Genomic DNA, 22522 nt, shown 5'->3' with positions numbered 1-22522 from the left:
GCGCCGACGCCGGGACATGACCCGGAAGAGGGGTCTGGACGGGCGTTGATTGCCACCGCGCCACATGCTGGGGGGCATGGAGACCAACAGCACGGCCACCCCCCTGGTCGAGGTGGCCGAGTTCCGCACCGACAGCCGCTACCGCCTCGTCCGCTTCGAGGGCCACGGCTGGGAGCCGCTCGCACCGGAGGAGTTCGAGCCGCGCGTCCACCAGCTCTTCCCCGACCTCGACCCGCGCGACCCCCAACGGGTCCACTGGGCCGACCGCCCCTGGGAATGGCCCGCCTGGCACGCCGGCGAGGCCTGAACGCGGTCCGACTGGGCCCGAACGCGGCCTGACGGGTCCTGAACCCCGGTTTGACGAGGTCTGAACGGCTCGGCGCGGGATCGGCACCCCGCGACTTCGTTACGCTGGGCGGGTGAGTGTGGATCACTTCTGGCGCCGCCTGCCGGGTCAGGCCGTGGACACCTGCTCGCCGGAGGAACTCGGCGAACTCGTGCCCCGCGACCGCGACCTCCGGTACGACCGGCTGGCCGCCGCCGGGCTCGCCCTCGGCGTGCGGCGCACCGCCGTCCTGATGGAACTCGCGCTCACCGAGAACGGGCTGCACCCCGACCCGGCCGCCCGACTGCCCGTCTACGGCGGCGGACGGCACGAACCGGACGGGGCACTGCCGGGCGGCGCCATGCCGGTGCTGCGCCCCGAACAGGTCGTGGCGGCCTCCGCCTTCCTGCGCGGCTCGGCGCTCGGCGAACTCGTCCGCCAGCAGAACAGCGTGCTCGCCCGCACGGCCGCGCACCTCGGGTACCCGACGCCCTGGTCCGAGACCTGGGCGGCGCGCGTCGTCCACGACCTGCGCGAGCTGCGGGACTTCTTCGCGAGCGCGGCCGCCGCCGGGGACGCGGTGGTCGTCCGGGAGGCCGAGGAGACCGGCCGGCCGGACGCGGCGCCGCAGCGGGTCAACTCGCCGTCCAGCACGGGGGCGTGAGCCTCGGCCCCGCCCGCACGGGGTCGGGCCTCAGCCCGTAGCGGCGGCGAGGAGCGTCAGCCCGGCCGCGGTGGCGGTGTGGATCGCCGTGTTGCGGTCCCGCAGGGTGGTGACCAGCCCGGCCGCCCGCAGCACCGTCGCGTGCTCGCTGGCGCTCGCCGCGGAGATGCGGACGGCGGCGGCGACGTCCCCGGTCGTACAGCCCTCCCGCAGGACGCGCACCGCCACGTTCAGCTCCGCCATCGCCGCCATCGCCCCCGCGACCCTGGTGCGCGCCAGGTCCTCGCCGGTGAAGTGGAACCGGAACGCCATCCCGCCTCCCGTGATGGGGAACTGACGGAGAGTCAGTTCCCGTCCATGATGCCAGGGGAAGCCGTGGACGGGAGGGGCAAGCGCAGCTGCGACGACCGGGGTGCGATCGGATGGATGCGAAGCGCCCGCGCCACGCGGTGATCCTGGCCCGCGCCATCGCGGCCGTTTCGCCGCGCCGGTGTCGAGCAGGACCCCGCCGTCCGGGCCACGCGACCGGGTCAACGAGGGGTGCGGATCCGGGGGGCCCGACCTACGGTGAGGGTCGGGACGCCGGGCGGCCGTACGCCGCCGGTGGCGCCCCCCACCGTTGGCGATGGACCGCTCGCCGGGCGCCCGCACCGTGCGGGTCCGGTCCCGTACGGAATCGCCGAATCCGGTCATTCGGAAACCAGACACTCGTCGCCACGACGAGTGGGAGGCATCATGAGAAAGCTCCCGGTCGCACTGGCCCTGATCCCCGCCGCCGCGCTGATCACGTCGTGCTCCGACAACGGGGGAGCGGCGTCCGGCGGCAGCACCGCCGCGCAGAAGCCCGCCGTCGTCACCGCCGAGCCCGTGCAGTCCCAGGCACCCCAGTCCCAGGCCGCCCAGGCGCCGCAGACGCAGGTGAAGGTGGTGACGGACGGGCTGGGAGACCCGTTCGAGCTCGCCTACGCCCCCGACGGCCGGCTCTGGGTCAGCGAGAAGTCCGGGCTCAAGATCACCCGGGTCGACCCGCAGAGCGGCGCCAAGAGCACCGCCCTCGACCTCACGGGAAAGGCCTTCCACAGTCAGGACGGGCAGGACGGCGTCCTGGGCTTCGCGTTGCACCCGGACTTCGGCAAGGGCAAGGGCAGCGACTACCTCTACCTCGCCTACACCTACAAGAACGGCAACGACTCGGCCACGAAGATCGTCCGCTACACCGCGAAGGACGGCGTGCTCTCCGACGAACAGCCCATTCTGACGGGGCTGCCGGGGCACAACCAGCACCAGTCGGCCCGGATCCGGTACGGACAGGACGGCAAGCTCTACTACTCGATCGGCGACCAGGGCCACAACTACATGGCCGACTACTGTCTGCCGAACCACGCGCAGGACCTTCCGACCGCCGCCCAGGTCGCCGCGTCGGACTGGTCGCTGTACCAGGGCAAGGTGCTCCGCATCAACCCGGACGGCTCCGTCCCCGACGACAACCCCGAGCTGAACGGCGCCCGCAGCCACATCTACGCCTACGGCATGCGCAACCCGGACGGCATGGACTTCGGCGGCAAGGACCTCTACACGGCCGAGAACGGCCCGCTCACCGACGACGAGTTCAACCTCATCACGAAGGGCGGCAACTACGGCTGGCCCAACGTCGCCGGGTGGAAGGACGACAAGGCGTACGTCTACTCCAACTGGTCGCAGGCCAAGGGCGGTTGCGAGAAGCTCACCTACAACCCGGACCCGAACACGCCGCCGGCCGAGGTGCTGACGACGAAGGAGACGGACTTCACCAAGGACATGGTCTCCCCGCTCAGCACGTACGGGACGACCGTCGAGAGCGGGCACAACTTCGGCACCACGCCGGTCTGCCCCGACGCCGCCTCCGCCTACATGTGCTGGCCGACCATGGCGCCCGGCAGCCTCAAGGTGTACGGGGACGACGTCCTCGTCACCTCGTTGAAGAACGGCACCGTCTTCCGGCTCTCCAAGGACGGCAAGAAGTACGAGGAGCTCTTCCGGACCGTCAACCGCTACCGCGACGTCGCCCTCAGCCCGGACGGCAAGACGCTGTACATCGCCACCGACAGCGAAGGCCAGCACATGGTCCGCGGCGACGGCGGTACCCCGACCACCCACCTGGCGAATCCGGGCGCGATCCTCGCCGTCCCCTACGACCACAACACGACGCAGTGAAGCCCCGACACGGAGGTGAGACAGTCATGACCCGTCACGAGGAACAGCCCAGGCGTGCCCGGCAGTCCCGGGAGCGCACCACTGACCGGCCGAACACCCCGACGGAAGGCGCCCGTTGGCGCAAGCCGAGCTACCAGGTGGTGGAGGCGTCTCTGGAGGTCTCGGCGTACTACCTCGCCAAGCGGTAGCGGCCACCGCACCGCACCGGTAGGACCACCACTCGAAGAGGGAGGAAGCGCTGTGCGACTGCACGTACTCGGTACGGCAGCCGGCGGCGGTGTCCCGCAGTGGAACTGTGCGTGCCCCGGCTGTGCCGGGGCACGCGCGGTTCCGTCGCGCCGGCGGCTGCACGCGTCCGTCGCCGTGGAGACCGAGCCCGGCCGGGTGTACCTCGTGAACGCCACACCGGACATCGCCGAACAGATCGAGCGCTGCCCCTGGCTGCACCCCGAGGGCCGGCGCACCCGGCTGTCGGGCGTGATCCTCACGGACGCCGAACTCGACCACACGCTCGGCTTGGCGCGGCTGCGCGAGGCCGACGAACTGGAGGTCATGGCGACCGACGCGGTCCGGGACGCCGTGCACAAGGGACTCGGCCTCGGCGAGGTCCTCGCGCCCTACACCCGCCTGCGCTGGCGGGACTTCGACGGCGTCGCGCTCGAACCGCTCTCCGGCAAGCGCCCCCGCTACGCCCGGGACGCCTGCGACGGGGACTGGGTGAGCGCCCTGCGGGTGGGCGGACTGCTCTACGCGCCGTCGACCGGCGTCTGGACCGACGGGTTCGGCGAGGACGCCGACCTGGTCCTGGTCGACGGCACCTTCTGGGACGACGAGGAGCCGCGCACCGCCGGGTTCTCCACGAAGTCCGCCACCGGGATGGGCCACCTGCCCGTGCTCGCCACCCGCGACCGGCTCGCCGCCCTGTCCGCCCGGTGCCTCTACACCCATCTGAACAACACCAACCCGCTCGTCGACCCGGACTCCCCCCTCCACGCGGAGCTGGCGGACCGGGGCCTCGGGGTGGCCGCGGAAGGAGCGGTCCTCACATGGTGACGACCTTCGAGAGCGAGCTCAGGGCCGTGCCCGAGCGCCGCTACCACCACCGGCACCCCTTCAACCTGAGGATGCACCAGGGGCTCCTGCTGCCGGAGGAGCTGCGCATCTGGATCCTCAACCGCTTCCACTACCAGCGGCACATCCCGGTCAAGGACGCGCTGATCCTCGCCAAGCTGGAGGACCCCGCCCTGCGCCGGCTGTGGATCCGCCGGATCACCGACCACGACGGCGGCGACGGCGACGAAGGCGGCATCGAGCGCTGGCTGCGGCTCGGCGAGGCGGCCGGGCTCGACCGCGCCGACCTGCTCTCGGGCCGCGGGGTGCTGCCCGGAGTGCGGCTCGCCGTCGACGGCTACGTCAACCTCTGCCGCCACGGCACGCCCCTGGAGGCCGTGGCCGCCTCGTTGACCGAACTGTTCGCGCCGGACCTGATGGCCACCCGGATCGCCGCCTTCGAGCGCCACTACACCTGGATCGAGCCCGTGGGCCTCGCCTACTTCAGGACCCGCGTCGGCCAGGGCCGCCGGGACAGCGACGAGGCGCTGTCCCTGGTGCTGTCCTGGGCCCGCACCCGGGCCGAGCAGGAGGCCGCCATCGCGGCGCTCTCCTACAAGTGCGAGCTGCTGTGGACCCTCCTCGACGCCGTCGAACGGGCCCCGGCGTGACCTGGCGACCGGCCCTGAGCGGCTACGCGCGGCTGCGCCACTGCCCGGTGCGGAGCAGCACGCTGCTGGTCGTCCCGGAGCGCATCGTCGTCCTCAGTGCCGAGGCGGCCGCGATCGTCGGACTGTGCGACGGCACCCGGACCGTACCGGAGATCACCACCGAGTTCCCGGCCGAGGGGGCCGACGACGTCGTGGTCTTCCTCGACGACCTGAAGGAGCGGGGATGGCTGCGGTGAACCCGCCCTGGGCCATGCTGGCCGAACTCACCCACGGCTGCCCCCTGCGCTGCCCGTACTGCTCCAACCCGCTCGAACTCACCGCCCGTGGAGCTGAACTGACGACAGATCAGTGGCTGGACGTGCTGTCACAGGCCGGTGAACTCGGGGTCGCGCACGTCCACCTGTCGGGCGGCGAACCGCTGTTGCGGCGCGACCTGACCGAGATCGTCGCGGGGGCCGACCGCGCCGGGATCTACGCCCAGCTCGTCACCAGCGGACTCGGCCTGACCCGGGAGCGGCTGGCCGCGCTGACCGCGGCCGGGCTGCCCAGCGTCCAGCTCTCCGTCCAGGGCGCCGACGCCGCCTCCTCCGAGCTGATCGCCGGACGCCGGTCGTTCGCGGCGAAGGAGCGGGCCGCCGCGCTGGTCCGCGAGGCCGGACTGCCGCTGGGCCTCAACGTCGTCCTGCACCGCCTGAACCTCGACGACATCGACGCGATCGTGGACCTCGGCATCGCCTGGGGCGCGGTGCGCATCGAACTCGCCAACACGCAGTTCTACGGCTGGGGACTGGCCAACCGGGCCGCCCTCATGCCCACCCGGGACCAGCTGGACCGCGCCCGGGAGGCGGTCGAGCGCCGACGGCGGCGGACCGGCGTCGAACTCGTCTGGGTCGTCCCCGACTACTTCGACGGCGTCGCGAAGCCGTGCATGGGCGGCTGGGGCGCGGTCTCCCTGACCGTCGCCCCCGACGGCCGGGTCCTGCCCTGCCCCGCCGCCTACGACCTCCCACTGGACCTGCCGAACGTCCGCGACCACGCCCTCGCCTGGATCTGGTCCGAGTCGTCGGCCTTCCGGGCCTACCGCGGCACCGACTGGCTGCCCGAGCCCTGTGCCTCCTGCGCCCTCCGGGAGGTCGACTTCGGCGGCTGCCGCTGCCAGGCCTTCGCCCTCACCGGCGACCCGGGGCGGACCGATCCCGCGTGCGCGCTGTCGCCCGACCACGGCCTGATCACGGAGCTCGCCGCCCGGCAGGACGGGGACCTCGTCTACCGGGATCCGGCCGGCCGCTGAGGCTCCGCTCCGCAGGCCGTTCTCCCCGGTCCGGCCGGCCCGTCGCCCGTCCGGTGTTCGGGTTCAGGTGGTGCCTGCGTGGTCCTGCGTGGCGCCGAGCAGCCGCCGGACGGCCTGCCGGGCGTGGTTCAGCGGTTCGGGGCCGCGCCGGACGGAGGCGAGCAGGACGGCGCCCTCCACCAGGGCGAGGGTCTGCCCGGCGGCGACCCGGGCCTCCGCCGGGCTGAAGCCCTCGCCCTCCAGCCGGTCGGCCAGGATCCGCTGCCAGCCCGCGTACAGCTCGGCGCAGAGCGCCCGCAGCGCCTCGTTGGTGCCGGCCACCTCCAGGGCGACGGTGGCGATCGGGCAGCCGCTGGTGTACCGGGAGCGTTCCAGCCGTTCGGCGAAGGCGTCGATCAGCCGCCCGGCGAGGGTGACGGTGCCGGCGCCCTCGCCGGCCAGGGAGGCGAGCAGCGCCTCGACCTCCTGGCCGGCCTGGGTGAGCGCGGCGGCCACCAACTGGTCCTTGCCGCCGGGGAAGTGGAAGTAGAGCGAGCCGCGCGGGGCGCCGGTGGCGGCCACGATCCGGTTGAGTCCCGTCCCGAAGTAGCCCTGCGCCTCGATCAGTTCCCTGGTGCCGGCGATCAGCCGGGCCCGGGTCTCCTCACCCTTGACTCCCATGCGGCGATAGTAGACCGGTCTGCATATTCCTGTCGACGGGCCTTCGAGCCTCTCTTGAGCGATGGTTGACTGATCGTCAGAAACGGTACTGGGGCGGGTAGCCGGTCCAGTGCAGCTCCTCCGGCAGGTGGCCCTGGTCGTTCAGCAGCAGGACGGCGGGCGGCCGTCCGGGCGTGTAGCGCAGGACGGTCAGCGCCGCGTTGGCGGCGTTGACGCCGAGCCACCGCCAGGCCGGGGCGTCCAGGGCGTGCCGGACCAGCCAGCCGACCAGGAAGGCGTGGGTGACGACCAGTTCGTGCCGCTCCTCGCGGCCCGGCACCGGCCCGGTGAACCGTTCGACGGCCCGCCGCGCCAGCACCGCGCCCTCCTCCCGCTCCGCCGCCGTGGTTCCCCCGAGGAAGTCCAGTAGGAACCGCGCGCCGTCGTCGGGCAGTTCGTCCCGCGCGGGCACGTACGGAACGAAGTCCCCGGCCTCCTCGCAGGGTTCCGGCCGCACGCCGGTCAGCTGCTCCGCGACCAGCCGCGCGGTCTCGGCCGCCCGGGGCAGCGGACCGTGGTGCAGCACCGAGACCGGGCGCCCGGCCAGCCGCCGGCCCAGCAGCGCGGCCTGCCGGCGCCCGGCGGCGGTGAGTCCGCTGTGGTCGCCGTGGGACTCGGCCTCGCCGTGGCGGGCCAGGTAGAGGTAGCGGGTGGCGGTGTCGGTCATGCCGTGGGACTCCTCGGGAGGGACGAAGATCATGTCGTCCCGAGTGACACACCGGGGCCGCGCCCGGTTCCGGCTCAGCCCGTGGGGGCCGCGTCCGCGTGGGCCCGGCCCGCGTGGGCCTCGTCCAGCAGCGCCAGCTCCTCCGCCGACAGCCGCAGCGCCCCGGCGGCGATGTTCTCCTCCAGGTGCGCCACGTCGCCGGTGCCCGGGATGGCCAGCACGTGCGGGCCGCGGTGCAGCGTCCAGGCCAGCCGGACCTGGGCGGTGCTCGCCCCGCGTGCCTCGGCCACCGCCCGGACCTGGGCGGGCTCGGCCTCCCCGGCGCCGTCCTGCCGTCCGGCCCCGGCGATCGCGTAGAAGGGGACGAAGGCGATGCCCTGCTCCCCGCAGATCCGCAGCAGCTCGTCCTGCTCCGGCGTGGCGCCGATGCCGTACGGGTTCTGCACGCAGACCACCGGCGCGATGGCCTGAGCCTCGGCGAGCTGGTGCGGGTGGACGTTGGACAGGCCCAGCTGCCGGATCAGCCCGGCCTCGCGCAACTCGGCCAGCGCGCCGAAGCGTTCGGCAACCGAGTCGGTACCGAGGATGCGCAGGTTCACCAGGTCGAGGTGGTCGCGGCCGAGCTGGCGCAGGTTCTGCTCGACCTGGGCGCGCAGCCGCGCGGGGGTGCGGGCGTGCTCGACCCACTCGCCGTCGATGCCGCGGCCGGGGCCGACCTTGGTGGCGATCACCAGGTCGTCGGCGTACGGCGCGAGCGCCCGGTTGATCAGCTCGTTGGCGGAGCGCAGCGGGGAGAAGTAGAAGGCCGCCGTGTCGATGTGGTTGACGCCCAGCTCGACCGCGCGGCGCAGCACCCGCAGCGCCTGCTCACGGTCGCGCGGGACGGCGTGCGGGACGAGTGCCGGGCCGGTCTGCGGCAGGCGCATCGTGCCGAAGCCGATCCGGTGGACGGTGCGGTCGCCGAGCTTCCAGGTGCCGGCGGCGGCTGCGGCGGCTGCGGCGGCTGCGGCGGCGGCTGCGGTGGTGGCGGGGGTGGCGGCGGTGCTGTCGGACGTCATGCCGGTCATGATCGCTACTGAACCGGCCTGACCGCCAGTGATTCGAACATGTCCATGAGGATGGGGGCGGTGGCCGCGTTGGGGGAGGGGTGGCCGGGCGTTCCGCCGTCCGTCGTCATGTCGGCCGGGCACACCGGTGTCGGTGGCGAGGGCGCGTCCCGCCGACCGTAGCGTGCGGGACATGACACCCCAACGGCACCCCCGGCACCCCTACACCCGACAGGTCGTCCTCGTCGCCGCGCTGCTCGGGGCCGCCCTCGGCGCCGTCGCGCTCACCGGGACACCGGCACGACCGTCCGCCGCCCGGCTGCGCCCGGCCGGTGCGCCGCCGACCGTGTACGCGCACCGCGGCGCCTCCTCCGCCGCGCCCGAGAACACCCTGGTCTCCGACGAGGTGGCCCGGCGGGCCGGCGCCGAGTGGATCGAGGACGACGTCCAGCCCAGCAGGGACGGCGTCCCGTACGTGCTGCACGACGACACGGTGGACCGCACCACCGACGGCACCGGCCGGATCCGCGAGCTGACCGCCGCCCAGCTCGACGCGCTGGACGCCGGCTCCTGGTTCGCCCCCGCGTACGCGGGCACCCGGCTGCCGACCCTGGCCGCCCAGCTGGAGGACCTGCGCACCCGCGGCGGCAGCCTGCTGCTGGAGATCAAGGGCCCGCACAGCCGCGACGAGGTCGCCCGGATCGTCCAGGAGGTGCGCGACCACGGCATGGCCGACCGGGTCCTCGTCCAGAGCTTCGAGGTCGACGCCCTGCGCCACACCCGCGAGCTGGCCCCCGAGCTGCCGCTCGGCCTGCTCCGCTCCACCCTGGACGCCGACCCGGTGGCGGTCGCCCGCGACCTCGGCCTGGCCGCCTACAACCTCGCGGACGACGCGCTGTCCGCCCGCCCCGGCGTGGTCGGGGAACTGCACGCCGCCGGGGTGGCGGTGAACGTCTGGACGGTCGACCGGCCCGCCCGCTGGCAGGTGCTCGCGGCGGCGGGCGTGGACGGGATCATCACCAACCGACCGGCCGAGCTGGCCGGTTGGAGCGCGGCCTGGTCGGCGCCGGGCGCCGCCGGTTAGGCTGCCGGGCGTGGAGCAGGAGAACGCGGCGGGGGCCCGGCCGGTGGACGAACAGGCCGGGGCGGACTGGATCCGCCGGCACCTCGGCGTGGTCCTGGAGCCGCAGGGCTCGCTGACCGCCTTCGACGGGCGCCTCGTCATCGACCTGGACACCCAGGTCGTCACCGTGGACGGCCGTGAGGTCCGGCTGCACCGCTCGGACGTCAAGCTGCTGCGCGGCCTGATCGAGCTGGGCGAGGGCGTGCACGCGCCGGACAGGATCCTGTGGAAGGTCTACGACGCGTCGCTCCACCCCCACGAGCTGAGGTACCCGATGGCGCTGCTGCGGGCGAAGGTCGGCGAGCCCGCCTGGATCGTGCGGACCGAGGAGGGCCGCTACGGCCTGCGGCCCCCGGAGCTGCCGTAGCCGCATACTGACGGCATGACGGGTGGAGACGGCGGCCGGGGTCCGGACCGGCGCGGGGTGCTGCGGGCGGGTGCGGCGGCGGCGCTGGCGCTGGGCGCGGCGGGGTGTACGGGCGGGAGCACGTCACGGGCGGCCGGGCCGAGTCCGAGCGCGACGACGCCGGGAACACCGACCGCAACACCCGCGCCCGAAACGCCCACGCCCACGGTCACCCCGCTGCCCCGCCCGCCCCTCTGGCAGCCCGGCCCCGGCGAGATCCAGCCCGACGTCAAGCGCCGCGCCGTCGAGCTGGTCGCCGCGCTCGGCGACTGGCCGCCCGGCGGGCAGGGGGTGGAGGCGGCCCGGGCCCGGGTGGCGGCGCTCGGCCTGCCGCCCGCGCTGGCCGATGCCGCCGGTCCGTTGGCCCCGGCGGCGTCGGAAGCGAGCCTGGAGGTGGTGGTCGCCCAGTACGGCGGCATCCTCGACGACTCGGCGAGCGTGCTGGTGGTGTGCCGCCAGTGGACCCGCGGCCCGGACGGCTCGGTGGCCGAGGGCGGCACCACGGTGGACGTCCGGCTGGGCCGGGCCGAGCCGCGCTGGACCGTCACCGACCTGCGTCCGGGTGTCGCGGGCCCGGCCGCCGCCGCGCCGTCGCCCGCGGTGGCCCGGGTGCTGGCCGAGCCCCGGATCGAGCTGCCGCCGGAGGCCGCCGCCGACCTGCGCGGCGGCACGGTCCACGACAGCGTGCTGGAGGCGATGCTGCGGCTGGCCGGCCCGTACACGCTCTCGGTGAGCGTGGTGCGGACCGGCCACCCGCTGGACGTCTTCGGGACGACCCGGCCCAGCGACCATCCGCTGGGCCGGGCCTTCGACGTCTGGCGGATCGACGGCCTGGCGGTGGTGGACCCGGGTACGTCCCGGCAGCTGGTCGAGTCCTTCATGCGGGACGCGGCCGCCGCCGGTTCGTACAACGTGGGCGGTCCGGTGGCGGTCCCGGGCGGCGTCGGCAACCAGTTCTTCACCGACGACACCCACCACGACCACTGCCACGTGGGCTTCAACCACTAACAGAAGTACGTCAGTTGACGTTGACGCCGCTCCAGGCCGCCGCGACCGCGTTGTACTCGGCGCTGCCGGCGCCGTACAGGTCGCGGGCCGCGTTCAGGGAGGCGGAGCGGGCGCCCTTGTAGGTGGTGGTGGAGGTCATGTAGACGGTCAGCGCGCGGTACCAGATCTTGGCGACCTTGGCGTTGCCGATACCGGCCAGCGTGGAGTTGTTGCAGGTCGGGCTGGTGTAGGTGACGCCGTTGACGGTCTTGGTGCCGCTGCCCTCGCTGGCCAGGTAGAACCAGTGGTTGCCGACGCCCGAGGAGTAGTGGACGTCGAGCTTGCCGACGCCGCTGCTCCAGCAGTCGGCCGAACGGCCGTCCAGCGAGGGCTTGTCGAAGCGGCGCAGCCACGGCGGGGTGGACTGGTCGCTGAACAGGTAGTCGCCCTTGTCGACGCTGTTGTTGGCGTACCACTCGACCATGGTGCCGAAGATGTCGCTGGTGGACTCGTTGAGGCCGCCGGACTCGCCGCTGTAGCGCAGGTTGGCGGTGGCGCTGGTGACGCCGTGGGTCATCTCGTGGCCCATGGTGTCGAGGTCCACCTGCTCCGGGTCGGTGGTGCCGTCGCCGTCGCCGGTCATCATGCAGAAGCAGGTGTCGGACCACTGGGCGTTGTCCCAGTTGGTGCCGACGTGGACGAAGACGGTGGCGCCCTTGCCGTCGTTCTTGATGCCGCTGCGGCCGTGGACGTTCTTGTAGTAGTCGTACGTCCAGGCGGTGTTGGCGTGGGCGTCGACGGCGGCGGTGGTGCGGTTGGAGGAGAACTTCTTTCCGTCGCCCCAGACGTTGGTGGTGCTGGTGATCGCGGTGCCGGAGGAGGCCTTGAGCGAGCTCGCGGCGACGTTGTTGGCGTCCTTGGTGACGTGGCCGCGGACCGGGTCGGTCAGGGTGTAGCCGCCGTTCGCGGCGGTGGTGTCGATGGTGACCGTGCCGGTGTACTCGGAGTTCCCGGTGCCGGCCGCCTGGTGCTCGGCGTCGTAGGACTCGATCTGCTCGCCCGTGGTGGCGTCGGTGACGACCACCTTGCCTGCTGGCTGGCCGTGCTCGCCGGTGCCCTCGACGGTGGTACGCCAGGCCAGCCGGGGGGTGCCGTCGGCGGCCCAGACGACCAGCTCGGGGCTGCTGACGGCATCCTTGACACCCGGGGCGGCGGCCAGCGCGCCGGCCGCGCCGGACTGCGCGGTCACCTTGGGGACGGTCGACTTCACGGCGGCGTCGTGGGCGGCCGCGCGGGAGGAGTCCTTGAGCCGGCCCTTGGCGTCCTGGTGGACGACCAGGTCGCCGCCGACCACCGGCAGGCCCTGGAAGGTCCGGTCGAAGCGGACGTGGGTGGCACCGTCGGCGTCGACCACGACGTCCTTGAGCACGAGGTCCTGGCCGGCGCCGAAGCCGAACACCCCCGCGTTGTGGGCGACGTTGGCGCGGGCCTGGGATATCGCGGCCTCGCGCATGCCGGGGGCGGCGGAGGCGGTGGCGGCCGGGACGGTGGCGCCGGCGAGGGCGGCGACGACCACGAAGGCCGCGGCCACGCGGGCACGGCGGGAGGAGGACGTGGGGATCACTCGGACTCCAGTGGGGGTAGCTGTGCAGGGAAAGGAGCTGCGACCGAGATTGACGGGGGTCAGTCAGATTGAGCTAGAGGAAAGGTCATAACTTTGCCAAGTCGTGTCCTTGGTCGATAAAAAATGATCGGAAGTTAACAAGGGCTCTACAGTGCCGTCGTGACGATCGACTACCTGTGGCGCGGCCCGCTCACCGATCCCGAACTCGACGCCCTGCACGCCGAGGCCTTCGGCCACCCCGTGGAACCCGGCGGCCGGCTCGCCCGGCTGGAACGGCACAGCCTCGGCTGGGTCACCGCCCGCCGCACCGCCGACGGCGCCCTGCTCGGCTTCGTCAACCTCGCCTGGGACGGCGGCGTCCACGCCTTCCTGCTCGACACCGCGGTCTCCCCGGACACCCGGCGGCAGGGCGTCGCCACCCGGCTGGTCACGGAGGCCGCCGACGGCGCCCGCGCGGCCGGCTGCGCCTGGCTGCACGTCGACTTCGAGCCGCACCTGCGCCCCTTCTACCTCGACGCCTGCGGTCTGCGCCCCACCGACGCCGGGCTGTTGGCGCTCTGACACCTTGCCGCCGGGCCGTCGGGCTGCCGGGCCGCCAGACCTCCGGTGCTCCGACACTGGGCGGCCGGCCCGCCGAGGCTCTACGCTTCCGCCCCATGGACGGATGGGTGGGGGTCTGGGCCGGCGGCCGGGCGGCGGTCCACGTGGGCGACGTCGCGGACTTCAACGCGCAGTTCCTCGCCCCCGGTATGGACCCGACGCAGCGCCTGCGACGGCTGCGGCACGCCCACCACTACGCCTGCCTGGCCGCCTGCTACAGCCCCGAGCCGGCGCTGCTGGTGCTGCCTGCCGAGGTCGCCCCGGAGTGGACCGACTGGCTGGCCCGGGAGTTGGCCTGGGGCCCGGTCGAGGTGCACAGCGGCGTGGCACCGGACCGCACGGTGGCCGAGGCCCTCGCCGACCGTCCCGCCCTGGCGGCCCGGATCGCCGACTCCGGCCGTCCGGTGGTGGGGTGGGGCCGGACGGCCGCGCAGGGCGAGGGGCCCGAGCTGGCCGCCGTCCGCCGCTACGAGTCCAAGGCCGCCGCGCACGACCTGTTCACCGCCCTCGCCCCCGGGCATCCCGGCATCCGGGTGCCGCACCAGGAGCGCCCGGGCGGTCGGCGCCGGGCGGCCCGCCGGCTGACCGCCCGCGCCGTCCGGGGCCTGACCACGGTGCTGAAGAGCCCGTACGGCGTCGGCGGCTACGGCACCGTCGTGGTGGAGCCCGCCGAACTGTTCGCCGCAGGCGGCGGCGGGGCCCTGCTGCGGCGCCTGGTCCGCACCGAACTCCTGCCCGCCGACGGGGAGTTGCTGCTGGAGGAGTACGTCGACGCCGGCCCGTCCGCCCGGCTTCGCGACCTCACCCAGGACGCCCTGGTCGGCCCGGACGGTGCCGTCCACCCGGTCGGCGCGGGCGCCATGGAGGTGGCCGGCACCCGCTACCAGGGCGTCACCGTCGGCCCCGGCGCGGTGCCGAGGGACGCCGCCGACACCGCCCGCCGGTTCGCCGTGGCGGTGGGGGAGCGGCTGGCCGCCGAGGGCTACCGGGGCTGGTACGACGTCGACTTCGTCACCGACCGGGAGCGCCGGCTCGCCCCCACCGAGATCAACCTGCGGCTCACCGGGCCGGCCGTCGCCCTCGTGTTGCGCGCCCGCCTCGACGCGGTGCGCGGCCCCGGCCACCTGGTCCGCACCCTGGACGCGATGCCGCTCGGCGCCCGGCTCGACCAGGCCGCGCTGCACGACCACCTGGAACGGCTGCGGCCGCGCTGCGCCCGGCTCGGCGTCACCCTGCTGCCGCTGATCCCGACCGCCTCCCGCGAGCCGGAGCCCTTCGTCGGCCTCGCCCTGGCCGGGCCGGACACCGAGTCGCTGGACGCGGCCGAGGCGCTGGTCGCCGCCGCGAACCACGGGCTGGCCCGGATGTTCGAGGCGCTGCGCTGAGCCGCCGGCGAGGTGCTGTGCTGAGCCGCCGCCGGGGTCCCGTCACTCCTTCCCGGCCGGCGGCCGCCAGAGCACGAAGCGCACCAGCACCAGCGCCGCGAGCATCAGCGGGACGTTGAACGCGAACACCATCGCCGTCTCGCGCGGCCAGTCGGTGGCCCTGGTGAGCCGGTAGAGGTTGTCCTGCGGCCACCAGTTGACCAGCAGCCAGGCGATCGCCAGATGGGTCAGCACCGACAGCCCGAACGGCCTGCCCAGCCGCAGGACGGCCTCGAAACCGATGGTGAGGTAGACGATCCCGGCGCCGAAGGCCAGGTTCTCGCAGAGGTACAGCAGCTGGAAGAAGCCGCGGTACGGGGAGGGGACTCCCGTGAGGTCGGTCGAGCCGGGGAAGAGCGCGAAGGTCATCGCCCAGGCCGCGAAGGCGAACACCAGCACGCAGACCACCGCCGCGCAGCCGCCGGTGAAGCCCGCGTCCCCGGAACGCCGGCCCCCGGCCTTGCCGCCGCCCTTGCCGCCGCTCCGCCCGCCCGCCTTGGCGGAGCTCGGGGCGGCGTGCTCCGGCGGGGCCGGCAGCGGCAGTGCCGCGCGGTCCAGCTTGCCCGCCCGGGTGCGCGGCAGCTCGCGCAGCGTGACGACGGCGGCGGGCACCGGGCGGCCCCTGAGCTTCCTCTCCAGGTACTGGGAGAGCGACCAGCCGTCCGCCCCGTACACGGCCGGATCGGTCACCGCGTAGCCGACCAGCCGCCGCCGCCCCGGTACCGGCTCCACGTAGACGACGGCCGCCTCCCGCACCGCCGGGTGCCCGCGCAGCGCGCCCTCCGCGTGGACCGCCGCCCGCACCCGCGCCAGCACGCCGGTCGGCCGCTCCGCGCCGAGCGGGCCGACCACGGTCGCGGCCCGGGCGGTGAACTCCAGCACGCCGTCCGCCCGCAGCACCCCGAGGTCGCCGGTCAGCAGCACCCGGCCGTCCGGGTCGAAGTCCGCGCGGACGAAGCGGCGGGCGGTGTCCGCCGGCCGGTTCAGGTAGCCGCGGGCCAGGCCGGCGCCGGCGATCGCGATCTCCCCCGTCATGCCCTGCTTGACGGGGGTGCCGTTCGGGCCCAGCACGTACACCCGGGTGCCGGGGAAGGGCCGGCCGACCAGCGAGACCCGTTCGGCGCCCTCGGCGGCCGCGGTGCCCCGGGCGTCGAACCAGGTGCTGTCCACGGTGGCCTCGGCCAGCCCGTAGACGTTCAGCACCCTCGCCTCCCCGCCGAGCAGCCGCTGCAGGCCCAACTGCTCGTCCAGGTACCACTTCTCGGCGCCCACGGTGAGCAGTCGAACCCCGGGCAGCCTGCCGCCGGTCCGCGCCAGCAGGGCGGTCAGCCGGCGCGCGGTGCGGACGTTCAGCTCCAGGACGGTGATCCGCTCGGCGGCGACCAGGGCGGGCAGCGCGCCGAGGTCGGCGGCGCGGTCCAGGGTGAGGTTGAACGGGGTGACGACCAGGGTCGCGCCGGTGCCGAGGGCCCGGACCCAGTCGGCGGTGAAGACGTCGAACTCCAGGCTCGCGGTCTGCAGGATCCGGTCCTCGGCGGTGAGCCCGTACACCTCGCGCCAGCCCTCGTACGCGGCCAGCAGGTTGCGGTGCTCGATCAGCGCGCCGAGGGGCAGGCCGGTGGAGCCGGAGGTGTAGAAGACGCAGGCGAGGTCGGCGGCGGTGACCTCGGGCGGCTCGAACGGGGCCCGCGCGGGGGCGGCCGTGTCGACGCAGACCAGCGGCGCCCCGCCCGCGTCCGCCAGCCGGACCCGGTGGCGCTCCTCGGTCACCACCACGTCCGGTGCGGCGTCCGCCAGCACGTGCCGCAGCAGCGCCTCCGGCGCGGTGGGCTCCAGCGGCACGAACGCCGCGCCCGCCGTCAGCACGGCCAGCAGCGCCACGTACACCTCGGTGCCCCGGCCCAGCGCGACCGCCGCCCGCCCGCCCGGGGCCAGGCCCCGCTCCGCCAGCACGGCGGCCAGCCGCCCGGCCCGCTCCACCAGCTCCCCGTACGTGAGCTCCTGCCCGCCGCAGCGCACGGCCACCGCGGCCGGCGCCCGGCGGGCCCGTTCCTCGACCAGCCCGTGCAGCGTGCCGGCGGCCCGTTCCCCGTCCGCGGTCATCGAGTCCCCCCTCGTCCCCCCTCGGAAAGGGCACCATCCTCCTCCCAACTCCCGCCGGGCGACAGGGTTCTGGCGCGTCCACCCCTCGGACGCCCCGACCTCCCGCGACTCGACGGTTGTACTCTGCACGCGGACGGACGGCGCCGGACCGTCCCGTGCGGCGCCCCGCCCGCACCCTGCCCGGCACCGTGATCGGAGTCCCATGAACTCATCCGCCCCCGACTTCGCCGGGCCGGTGCTGCGCACCCGCGACGTGGACGTCGTGCGCGACGGCCGCCACCTGCTGCGCGGGATCACCCTGGAGATCCGGCCCGGCGAGCACTGGGCGCTGCTCGGCCCCAACGGCGCCGGCAAGTCCACCCTGCTCGCACTGCTCGGCGCCGTCTCCCACCCCACCCGCGGCGAGGTGGACGTGCTTGGCCGCCGGCTCGGCCGGGTGGACGTCCGCGAGCTGCGCGCCCACCTCGGGCACGTCAACCCGCGCCACCCGCTGCGCTCGCCGCTGAGCGTGCGCGAGGTGGTGCTCACCGGCTACACCAACACGATCGAGCCGGAGTTCCACCGCAAGCCGGCCCCGGAGGCGCTGGAGCGGGCCGAGCAGCTGATCGACACGCTCGGCATGCGCGCGATGGCCGAGGCCGCGTGGACGACGCTCTCCCAGGGCGAGCGCGGCCGGGCCCTGATCGCCCGAGCGCTGATGCCCAGTCCCCGGCTGCTGCTGCTCGACGAGCCCGCCACCGGGCTCGACCTGACCGCCCGGGAGCTGCTGCTGGACAGCCTGGACCTGCTGCGCCACCAGCACCCGGAGCTGGCCAGCGTGCTGGTCACGCACCACCTGGAGGAGCTGCCGGAGAGCACCACCCACGCCCTGCTGCTGCGCGGCGGCGAGTGTGTGGCGGCCGGGCCGGTGGACGAGGTGATGACCACGGAGCTGATCAGCGAGACCTTCGGCCACCCGATCCGGATCAGCCGGCACGAGGGCCGCTGGACGGCCCGGGCCGCGGCCCGCCGGACACCGGGACGGTAGCCGCCGGCCGGGACGGTGGCGGCCTGCCGGGCAGGACGGCCGCCCGCCGGACACCGGGACGGTAACGGTTCAGGGGGTGGGTGTAGACGGAAAATCGTCTTTACGTAAGGTATGCCTTAGCTAATGATGGTCTGCTGGTCCCCGGCCGGCCGCACTGCCTTGGCACACCCATGCCCTTTCCCGTTGGAGCCCGCATGTCCGCCCGTCGCCGTTCCACCGCAGCCGCGCTGCTCACCCTCGCCGTGGCGACCGCAGCCCTGGCCGGCTGCGCGTCCAAGAAGGACGACAAGGCCGGCGGCTCCGACGCGGTCAAGGTGAACGCGACCGACACCGCCTGCGAGGTCTCCAAGACCACCTTCCCGGCCGGCCACGTCGTCCTGGACATCAGCAACAAGGGCTCCAAGACCACCGAGGTCTACGTCTACGGCGACGGCGACAAGATCGTCACCGAGCGCGAGAACATCGGCCCCGGCACCAAGGCGAGCATCAACGCCGAGATCAAGGCCGGCTCGTACGAGATCGCCTGCAAGCCCGGCATGGTCGGCAACGGCATCCGCCAGAAGATCACCGTCACCGGCGAGGGCGGCAGCGCCGCGCCGGCCGACCCGCGCCTGGCCGCCGCCGTCGACGCCTACCGGAAGTACGCCCAGGAGCAGGCCGACGCCACCATCCCGGCCGTCGAGGCCTTCGCCGCCGCGATCAAGGCGGACGACCTGGAGAAGGCCAAGTCGCTCTACGCGCCCTCGCGCACCGGCTGGGAGCGCACCGAGCCGGTCGCCGAGAGCTTCGGCGACGTCGACCCGAAGACCGACACCCGCGAGGACAAGCTGGAGCCGGGCCAGGCCTGGACCGGCTGGCACAAGCTGGAGAAGTCGCTCTGGGCCGACGCGAAGATCGGCGACGACGAGAAGAAGCTCGCCGACCAGCTGGTCGCCGACCTCAAGGACTGGCAGAAGAAGATCCCCGAGGCGGAGATCACCGCGACCAGCATGGCCAACGGCGCCAAGGAGCTGCTGGACGAGGTCGCCACCAACAAGATCACCGGTGAGGAGGACCGCTACAGCCACACCGACCTGGCCGACTTCCAGGCCAACGTCGAGGGCGCGCAGAAGGCCTACGAGCTGCTGAAGCCGGTCGCCTCCGAGAAGGACGCGGAGCTGGCGAAGACGCTGGACTCCGAGTTCGCCGCCATCAACACCCTGCTGGCCAAGTACAAGCAGGCCGACGGCACCTTCACCTCCTACGACAAGGTCACCGAGGCCGAGCGCAAGGCCTTCTCCGACGCGGTCAACTCGCTGGGCGAGCCGCTGTCGAAGCTGGCCGCCGCCGTGGTCGTCAAGTAACCGGCCACCCCACCCCGAAGTACCCCGCCGACGCCGTGGCGGCCCGCGATCCGGGCCCCACGGCCTCCGCGGGTCAGCGCAGAAGTCCAGCACAGTAGAAGGGCCCGCCCGCCGATGGACGCGGAGAACGAGCAGCAGAACGGGACGCCGGCCGCCGCCGACGCCACCGGGACCAGGGGCGCGGTCAGCCGACGCGCCGTCATCGGCTGGGCCGGCGCGGGCGTCGCGCTCGGCGCCGCCGCCGTCGGCTCGGTCGCCGCGGCCACCCGGCAGGACGACGCCGTTCCGGTCGCCGCCCCCGTCGGCGCCGAGGTGCCGTTCTACGGCGAGCACCAGGCGGGCATCTCCACCCCGGTCCAGGACCGGCTGCACTTCGCCGCCTTCGACGTCTCCGAGAAGGCCACCCGGGAGTCCCTGGTCAAGCTGCTCAAGGAGTGGACCAAGGCGGCCGCCGCGATGACCGGCGGCCGTGAGGTCGGCACCGGCGCGGTGCCCGGCTCGCCGGAGGCGCCGCCGGACGACACCGGCGAGGCCCTCGGCCTGCCCGCCTCCCGGCTCACCCTGACCATCGGCTTCGGGCCGAGCCTGTTCGAGAAGGACGGCGTCGACCGTTTCGGCCTCCAGGCCAAGCGCCCCGAGGGCCTGATCGACCTGCCGAACTTCAAGGGCGACAAGCTCGACCCGACCCGCAGCGGCGGCGACCTCTGCGTCCAGGCCTGTGCCGACGACCCGCAGGTCGCCGTGCACGCGATCCGCAACCTGGCCCGGATCGGCATGGGCACCGTCAACATCCGCTGGTCGCAGCTCGGCTTCGGCAAGACCTCCTCGACCACCCCGGACGAGCAGACCCCGCGCAATCTGATGGGGTTCAAGGACGGCACCCACAACATCGCGGGCACCGACGGCGCGAAGCTGGCCGACCACGTCTGGGCCGCCCCCGGCGACGGCCCGGAGTGGATGACCGGCGGCTCCTACCTGGTCGCCCGGCGGATCCGGATGCACATCGAGACCTGGGACCGCGCCTCGCTGAAGGACCAGGAGGACACCTTCGGCCGCACCAAGGGCGAGGGCGCCCCGTACGGCAAGGGCAAGGAGCACGACGCGCCGGACCTCGCGGCGATGCCCGCGACCTCGCACGTCGCCCTCGCCCACCCGGACGCCAACAGCGGCCTGATGATCCTGCGCCGCGGCTTCTCCTTCACCGACGGCACCGACGGTCTCGGCCGCCTGGACGCCGGGCTGTTCTTCCTCGCCTACCAGCGCGACACCCGCAAGGCCTTCGTCCCGCTCCAGCAGAAGCTCGCGGCGAGCGACAAGCTCAACGAGTACATCCAGCACGTCGGCTCCGCCCACTTCGCCTGCCCGGCGGGCGTGCGCAAGCCGGGGGAGTGGTGGGGCCAGGCCCTCTTCGGCTGACACCCCTCCTGTTCTCCCGTACCATCTCGACACCCCCCAGGAGCCCGCGTGTTCGGCAACTACCTGATCGGCCTGCGCGAAGGCCTCGAAGCCAGCCTGGTCGTCTGCATCCTGATCGCCTACCTGGTCAAGACCGGCCGCAAGGACCGGCTGCCGCCGGTGTGGATCGGCGTCGGCTCGGCCGTGGCGCTCTCCATGGCCTTCGGCGCGGTGCTCCAGTTCGGCTCCTCGCAGCTCACCTTCGAGGCCCAGGAGGCGCTCGGCGGCTCGCTGTCGATCATCTCGGTCGGCCTGGTGACCTGGATGGTCTTCTGGATGCGGCGCACCGCCCGGCACCTGAAGACCGAGCTGCACGGCAAGCTGGACGCGGCGATCGCGATGGGCACCACCGCCCTGGTGGTCACCGCCTTCCTGGCCGTCGGCCGTGAGGGCCTGGAGACGTCCCTGTTCATCTGGACCGCCGTCCAGGCCACCGGGGACGGCTGGAACCCGCTGATCGGCGCCGCGCTCGGCCTGCTCACCTCGGTGGTGCTCGGCTGGCTGTTCTACCGGGGCGCGCTGAAGATCAACCTGGCCAAGTTCTTCACCTGGACCGGCGCGATGCTGGTCGTGGTCGCGGCCGGCGTCCTCGCCTACGGCGTGCACGACCTCCAGGAGGCCGGCTGGCTGCCCGGCCTGCACAACATGGCCTTCGACATCTCCAGCACCATCCCCAAGGACAGCTGGTACGGCACCCTGCTGAAGGGCGTGTTCAACTTCCAGCCGGACCCGACGGTGCTGCAGCTGGTGGTCTGGCTGCTCTACCTGGTCCCGACCCTGGCGGTGTTCTTCAACGTCCTCGGCGGCGGCAGGAGCAAGAAGCCCGCCCAGCCGGTGGCCGCCAAGCCGGCCGCCTGATCCGGCCGTTCGACCTGCTCCACCCGTAGCACCCGCTCCACCCCGCTCCACCCGTACCGCCCCGTCCGGCACCCGCCGGCCGGGGCGGTTTGGTATGAGCGGAGCCAGTTCTCGCCAGGAGCGGTCGGAACCAGTCAGGAAGACGACGAAAACGGTCAGCTCTGACAAACTGCAGTCCCAGTGGAACCGTTGCGCCACCACCTTCGTACTTAGGGTGACAGCACCATGCCATTACCCACACATGGGGGGAACATGACCGTTCGCAGGCCTGCCAGGTTAGTCGCCGCCGGTGTCGCCGCCCTCGCGGCGACCGTGTTGCTGACCGCGTGCGACGACGTGAAGTACACCGACGACAAGCCGGGCGACCCGAAGGCGAGCGCCGCCGGGGCCACCGTCCCGGGCGACCCGATGGCCGGCCAGGCGGCCGGTTCGCGCTGCAAGAGCGACGACATCACCGCCACCGTGCAGCTCAAGGGCGCGGGCTCGGCGATGCTGACGATCAAGAACAAGAGCAGCCACAACTGCACCCTGTACGGCTACCCGGGCTTCGGCGGCCTGAAGGCCGACAACAGCGCGGACGCGCTGGCGGCCAACCGCGAGTCGCACCCCGGGCCCGCGGTGCTGGTCACCCTGAAGCCCAACAAGTCCGGCTACGCGGGCCTCAAGTGGAGCGCCTGCGACAAGTCGGACGCGACCTGCCACGTGCTCACCGGCCTCCAGGTCACCGTGCCGGACGAGACCACGGCGGTCAACGCCGAGGTGCTGGGCACCGACGGCAAGCCGGCCGGTCAGCTGCTGGTCTCGGCCGCCGGGCTGACCACCGGCACCCTGCAGCCGAACAACGAGAAGGTGCTGTTCAACTGATCCGGTTCACTTGATGCTGTCCGGTTGACGATGTCCACCTGATGATGCTCGCCTGATGACACGACGGAGCCCCCGGGCCGGTTCTTCCGAACCGCCCCGGGG

24 protein-coding genes are annotated in these 22522 nt (G+C 73.5%); 18 read left to right on the top strand and 6 right to left on the bottom strand.

Going from position 1 to position 22522, the window contains the following annotated elements; translation table 11 throughout:
- Positions 1-76 precede the first annotated feature (76 nt).
- Both ACFU7Z_RS06935 and ACFU7Z_RS06930 read left to right on the top strand, forming a co-directional pair.
- Positions 77-307, top strand: a complete 231-nt coding sequence (locus ACFU7Z_RS06935) for a hypothetical protein (RefSeq protein WP_049654693.1) — start codon at positions 77-79, stop codon at positions 305-307.
- Between the two features lie 112 nt (positions 308-419).
- Positions 420-989 (top strand): hypothetical protein, encoded by a 570-nt coding sequence (locus ACFU7Z_RS06930; RefSeq protein WP_380776721.1) that lies wholly within the window; start codon positions 420-422, stop codon positions 987-989.
- A 30-nt stretch (positions 990-1019) separates the two neighbouring features.
- On the opposite strand, the gene ACFU7Z_RS06925 is transcribed toward ACFU7Z_RS06930, so the two are convergent.
- Positions 1020-1301 carry a winged helix-turn-helix domain-containing protein gene (locus ACFU7Z_RS06925; RefSeq protein ID WP_380776719.1) on the bottom strand — a complete coding sequence of 94 codons (282 nt, stop codon included), beginning with the start codon at positions 1299-1301 and terminating at the stop codon, positions 1020-1022.
- Between the two features lie 423 nt (positions 1302-1724).
- Between ACFU7Z_RS06925 and ACFU7Z_RS06920 the strand changes: the two genes are divergently transcribed.
- The 6 genes from ACFU7Z_RS06920 to pqqE are packed head-to-tail and all read left to right on the top strand — an operon-like array spanning position 1725 to position 6194.
- On the top strand, positions 1725-3182 hold the full coding sequence (locus ACFU7Z_RS06920) for a glucose/sorbosone family PQQ-dependent dehydrogenase (RefSeq protein ID WP_380776717.1): 1458 nt from the start codon (positions 1725-1727) through the stop codon (positions 3180-3182).
- Positions 3183-3208: 26 nt separating this feature from the next.
- A complete protein-coding gene (locus tag ACFU7Z_RS06915; protein ID WP_107418802.1) occupies positions 3209-3370 on the top strand; it encodes a pyrroloquinoline quinone precursor peptide PqqA in 162 nt (53 codons plus the stop codon).
- 52 nt (positions 3371-3422) lie between these two features.
- Positions 3423-4235 (top strand): pyrroloquinoline quinone biosynthesis protein PqqB, encoded by an 813-nt coding sequence (pqqB, locus tag ACFU7Z_RS06910; protein ID WP_049654682.1) that lies wholly within the window; start codon positions 3423-3425, stop codon positions 4233-4235.
- On the top strand, positions 4229-4903 hold the full coding sequence (gene pqqC / locus ACFU7Z_RS06905) for a pyrroloquinoline-quinone synthase PqqC (RefSeq protein ID WP_380776715.1): 675 nt from the start codon (positions 4229-4231) through the stop codon (positions 4901-4903). Before pqqB ends, pqqC begins: the two co-directional genes overlap by 7 nt.
- Positions 4900-5139, top strand: a complete 240-nt coding sequence (gene pqqD / locus ACFU7Z_RS06900; RefSeq protein WP_380776713.1) for a pyrroloquinoline quinone biosynthesis peptide chaperone PqqD — start codon at positions 4900-4902, stop codon at positions 5137-5139. Before pqqC ends, pqqD begins: the two co-directional genes overlap by 4 nt.
- Positions 5127-6194: a pyrroloquinoline quinone biosynthesis protein PqqE gene (gene pqqE / locus ACFU7Z_RS06895; RefSeq protein WP_380776711.1), complete on the top strand. Its 1068-nt coding sequence runs from the start codon at positions 5127-5129 to the stop codon at positions 6192-6194. Before pqqD ends, pqqE begins: the two co-directional genes overlap by 13 nt.
- Positions 6195-6257: 63 nt before the next feature.
- On the opposite strand, the gene ACFU7Z_RS06890 is transcribed toward pqqE, so the two are convergent.
- The 3 genes from ACFU7Z_RS06890 to ACFU7Z_RS06880 all read right to left on the bottom strand — a co-directional run bounded on the left by ACFU7Z_RS06890 (position 6258) and on the right by ACFU7Z_RS06880 (position 8618).
- Positions 6258-6854 carry a TetR/AcrR family transcriptional regulator gene (locus ACFU7Z_RS06890; RefSeq protein ID WP_380776709.1) on the bottom strand — a complete coding sequence of 199 codons (597 nt, stop codon included), beginning with the start codon at positions 6852-6854 and terminating at the stop codon, positions 6258-6260.
- A 76-nt stretch (positions 6855-6930) separates the two neighbouring features.
- Positions 6931-7560, bottom strand: a complete 630-nt coding sequence (locus tag ACFU7Z_RS06885) for a histidine phosphatase family protein (RefSeq protein ID WP_380776707.1) — start codon at positions 7558-7560, stop codon at positions 6931-6933.
- 74 nt (positions 7561-7634) lie between these two features.
- Positions 7635-8618, bottom strand: coding sequence for an oxidoreductase (locus tag ACFU7Z_RS06880; protein ID WP_380776705.1), 984 nt, complete (start codon positions 8616-8618; stop codon positions 7635-7637).
- A 181-nt stretch (positions 8619-8799) separates the two neighbouring features.
- Here ACFU7Z_RS06880 and ACFU7Z_RS06875 point away from each other — a divergent pair, with 181 nt between their 5' ends.
- The 3 genes from ACFU7Z_RS06875 to ACFU7Z_RS06865 are packed head-to-tail and all read left to right on the top strand — an operon-like array spanning position 8800 to position 11143.
- Positions 8800-9690, top strand: coding sequence for a glycerophosphodiester phosphodiesterase (locus ACFU7Z_RS06875; RefSeq protein ID WP_380776703.1), 891 nt, complete (start codon positions 8800-8802; stop codon positions 9688-9690).
- Positions 9691-9700: 10 nt separating this feature from the next.
- The gene (locus ACFU7Z_RS06870) at positions 9701-10096 is read left to right on the top strand and encodes a hypothetical protein (RefSeq protein WP_380776701.1); all 396 of its coding nucleotides are present in this window, start codon (positions 9701-9703) and stop codon (positions 10094-10096) included.
- Positions 10097-10111: 15 nt separating this feature from the next.
- The gene (locus ACFU7Z_RS06865; protein ID WP_380776699.1) at positions 10112-11143 is read left to right on the top strand and encodes a hypothetical protein; all 1032 of its coding nucleotides are present in this window, start codon (positions 10112-10114) and stop codon (positions 11141-11143) included.
- A 10-nt stretch (positions 11144-11153) separates the two neighbouring features.
- Here ACFU7Z_RS06865 and ACFU7Z_RS06860 read toward each other — a convergent pair whose 3' ends face one another.
- Complete coding sequence (locus ACFU7Z_RS06860; RefSeq protein ID WP_074003656.1) at positions 11154-12746, bottom strand: M4 family metallopeptidase; 1593 nt, start codon at positions 12744-12746, stop codon at positions 11154-11156.
- 159 nt (positions 12747-12905) lie between these two features.
- Here ACFU7Z_RS06860 and ACFU7Z_RS06855 point away from each other — a divergent pair, with 159 nt between their 5' ends.
- Together ACFU7Z_RS06855 and ACFU7Z_RS06850 are read left to right on the top strand one after the other, a co-directional pair.
- Positions 12906-13307: a GNAT family N-acetyltransferase gene (locus ACFU7Z_RS06855; protein ID WP_380776697.1), complete on the top strand. Its 402-nt coding sequence runs from the start codon at positions 12906-12908 to the stop codon at positions 13305-13307.
- A 95-nt stretch (positions 13308-13402) separates the two neighbouring features.
- Positions 13403-14731 (top strand): hypothetical protein, encoded by a 1329-nt coding sequence (locus tag ACFU7Z_RS06850; protein ID WP_380776695.1) that lies wholly within the window; start codon positions 13403-13405, stop codon positions 14729-14731.
- Between the two features lie 42 nt (positions 14732-14773).
- On the opposite strand, the gene ACFU7Z_RS06845 is transcribed toward ACFU7Z_RS06850, so the two are convergent.
- Positions 14774-16873, bottom strand: a complete 2100-nt coding sequence (locus ACFU7Z_RS06845) for an amino acid adenylation domain-containing protein (RefSeq protein ID WP_380776693.1) — start codon at positions 16871-16873, stop codon at positions 14774-14776.
- 202 nt (positions 16874-17075) lie between these two features.
- Here ACFU7Z_RS06845 and ACFU7Z_RS06840 point away from each other — a divergent pair, with 202 nt between their 5' ends.
- From ACFU7Z_RS06840 to ACFU7Z_RS06820, 5 genes are all read left to right on the top strand, one after another.
- A complete protein-coding gene (locus ACFU7Z_RS06840; RefSeq protein ID WP_049655803.1) occupies positions 17076-17900 on the top strand; it encodes an ABC transporter ATP-binding protein in 825 nt (274 codons plus the stop codon).
- A gap of 194 nt (positions 17901-18094) precedes the next feature.
- The gene (efeO, locus tag ACFU7Z_RS06835; protein WP_049655802.1) at positions 18095-19243 is read left to right on the top strand and encodes an iron uptake system protein EfeO; all 1149 of its coding nucleotides are present in this window, start codon (positions 18095-18097) and stop codon (positions 19241-19243) included.
- Positions 19244-19357: 114 nt separating this feature from the next.
- Positions 19358-20659: an iron uptake transporter deferrochelatase/peroxidase subunit gene (gene efeB, locus ACFU7Z_RS06830; RefSeq protein WP_049655800.1), complete on the top strand. Its 1302-nt coding sequence runs from the start codon at positions 19358-19360 to the stop codon at positions 20657-20659.
- Between the two features lie 48 nt (positions 20660-20707).
- On the top strand, positions 20708-21556 hold the full coding sequence (gene efeU, locus ACFU7Z_RS06825; RefSeq protein WP_074003651.1) for an iron uptake transporter permease EfeU: 849 nt from the start codon (positions 20708-20710) through the stop codon (positions 21554-21556).
- Between the two features lie 252 nt (positions 21557-21808).
- Positions 21809-22420, top strand: coding sequence for a DUF4232 domain-containing protein (locus ACFU7Z_RS06820; RefSeq protein WP_380776691.1), 612 nt, complete (start codon positions 21809-21811; stop codon positions 22418-22420).
- The last annotated feature ends 102 nt before the right edge of the window (positions 22421-22522 follow it).

The organism is Kitasatospora sp. NPDC057518, assembly GCF_042802075.1.
In the GTDB taxonomy this organism is placed as follows: Bacteria; Actinomycetota; Actinomycetes; order Streptomycetales; family Streptomycetaceae; genus Kitasatospora.
Note: the sequence above shows the minus strand (reverse complement) of the source record. Positions and strands in the feature narration are given on the sequence as shown.

Coding starts and splice junctions, on each gene's coding strand:
- ACFU7Z_RS06935 (WP_049654693.1), top strand. CDS start 77: ATGGAGACCAACAGCACGGCCACCCCCCTGGTCGAGGTGGCCGAGTTC.
- ACFU7Z_RS06925 (WP_380776719.1), bottom strand. CDS start 1,301: ATGGCGTTCCGGTTCCACTTCACCGGCGAGGACCTGGCGCGCACCAGG.
- ACFU7Z_RS06920 (WP_380776717.1), top strand. CDS start 1,725: ATGAGAAAGCTCCCGGTCGCACTGGCCCTGATCCCCGCCGCCGCGCTG.
- ACFU7Z_RS06915 (WP_107418802.1), top strand. CDS start 3,209: ATGACCCGTCACGAGGAACAGCCCAGGCGTGCCCGGCAGTCCCGGGAG.
- pqqC (WP_380776715.1), top strand. CDS start 4,229: ATGGTGACGACCTTCGAGAGCGAGCTCAGGGCCGTGCCCGAGCGCCGC.
- pqqE (WP_380776711.1), top strand. CDS start 5,127: ATGGCTGCGGTGAACCCGCCCTGGGCCATGCTGGCCGAACTCACCCAC.
- ACFU7Z_RS06890 (WP_380776709.1), bottom strand. CDS start 6,854: ATGGGAGTCAAGGGTGAGGAGACCCGGGCCCGGCTGATCGCCGGCACC.
- ACFU7Z_RS06885 (WP_380776707.1), bottom strand. CDS start 7,560: ATGACCGACACCGCCACCCGCTACCTCTACCTGGCCCGCCACGGCGAG.
- ACFU7Z_RS06880 (WP_380776705.1), bottom strand. CDS start 8,618: ATGACGTCCGACAGCACCGCCGCCACCCCCGCCACCACCGCAGCCGCC.
- ACFU7Z_RS06875 (WP_380776703.1), top strand. CDS start 8,800: ATGACACCCCAACGGCACCCCCGGCACCCCTACACCCGACAGGTCGTC.
- ACFU7Z_RS06865 (WP_380776699.1), top strand. CDS start 10,112: ATGACGGGTGGAGACGGCGGCCGGGGTCCGGACCGGCGCGGGGTGCTG.
- ACFU7Z_RS06850 (WP_380776695.1), top strand. CDS start 13,403: ATGGACGGATGGGTGGGGGTCTGGGCCGGCGGCCGGGCGGCGGTCCAC.
- ACFU7Z_RS06845 (WP_380776693.1), bottom strand. CDS start 16,873: ATGACCGCGGACGGGGAACGGGCCGCCGGCACGCTGCACGGGCTGGTC.
- ACFU7Z_RS06840 (WP_049655803.1), top strand. CDS start 17,076: ATGAACTCATCCGCCCCCGACTTCGCCGGGCCGGTGCTGCGCACCCGC.
- efeO (WP_049655802.1), top strand. CDS start 18,095: ATGTCCGCCCGTCGCCGTTCCACCGCAGCCGCGCTGCTCACCCTCGCC.
- efeB (WP_049655800.1), top strand. CDS start 19,358: ATGGACGCGGAGAACGAGCAGCAGAACGGGACGCCGGCCGCCGCCGAC.
- ACFU7Z_RS06820 (WP_380776691.1), top strand. CDS start 21,809: ATGACCGTTCGCAGGCCTGCCAGGTTAGTCGCCGCCGGTGTCGCCGCC.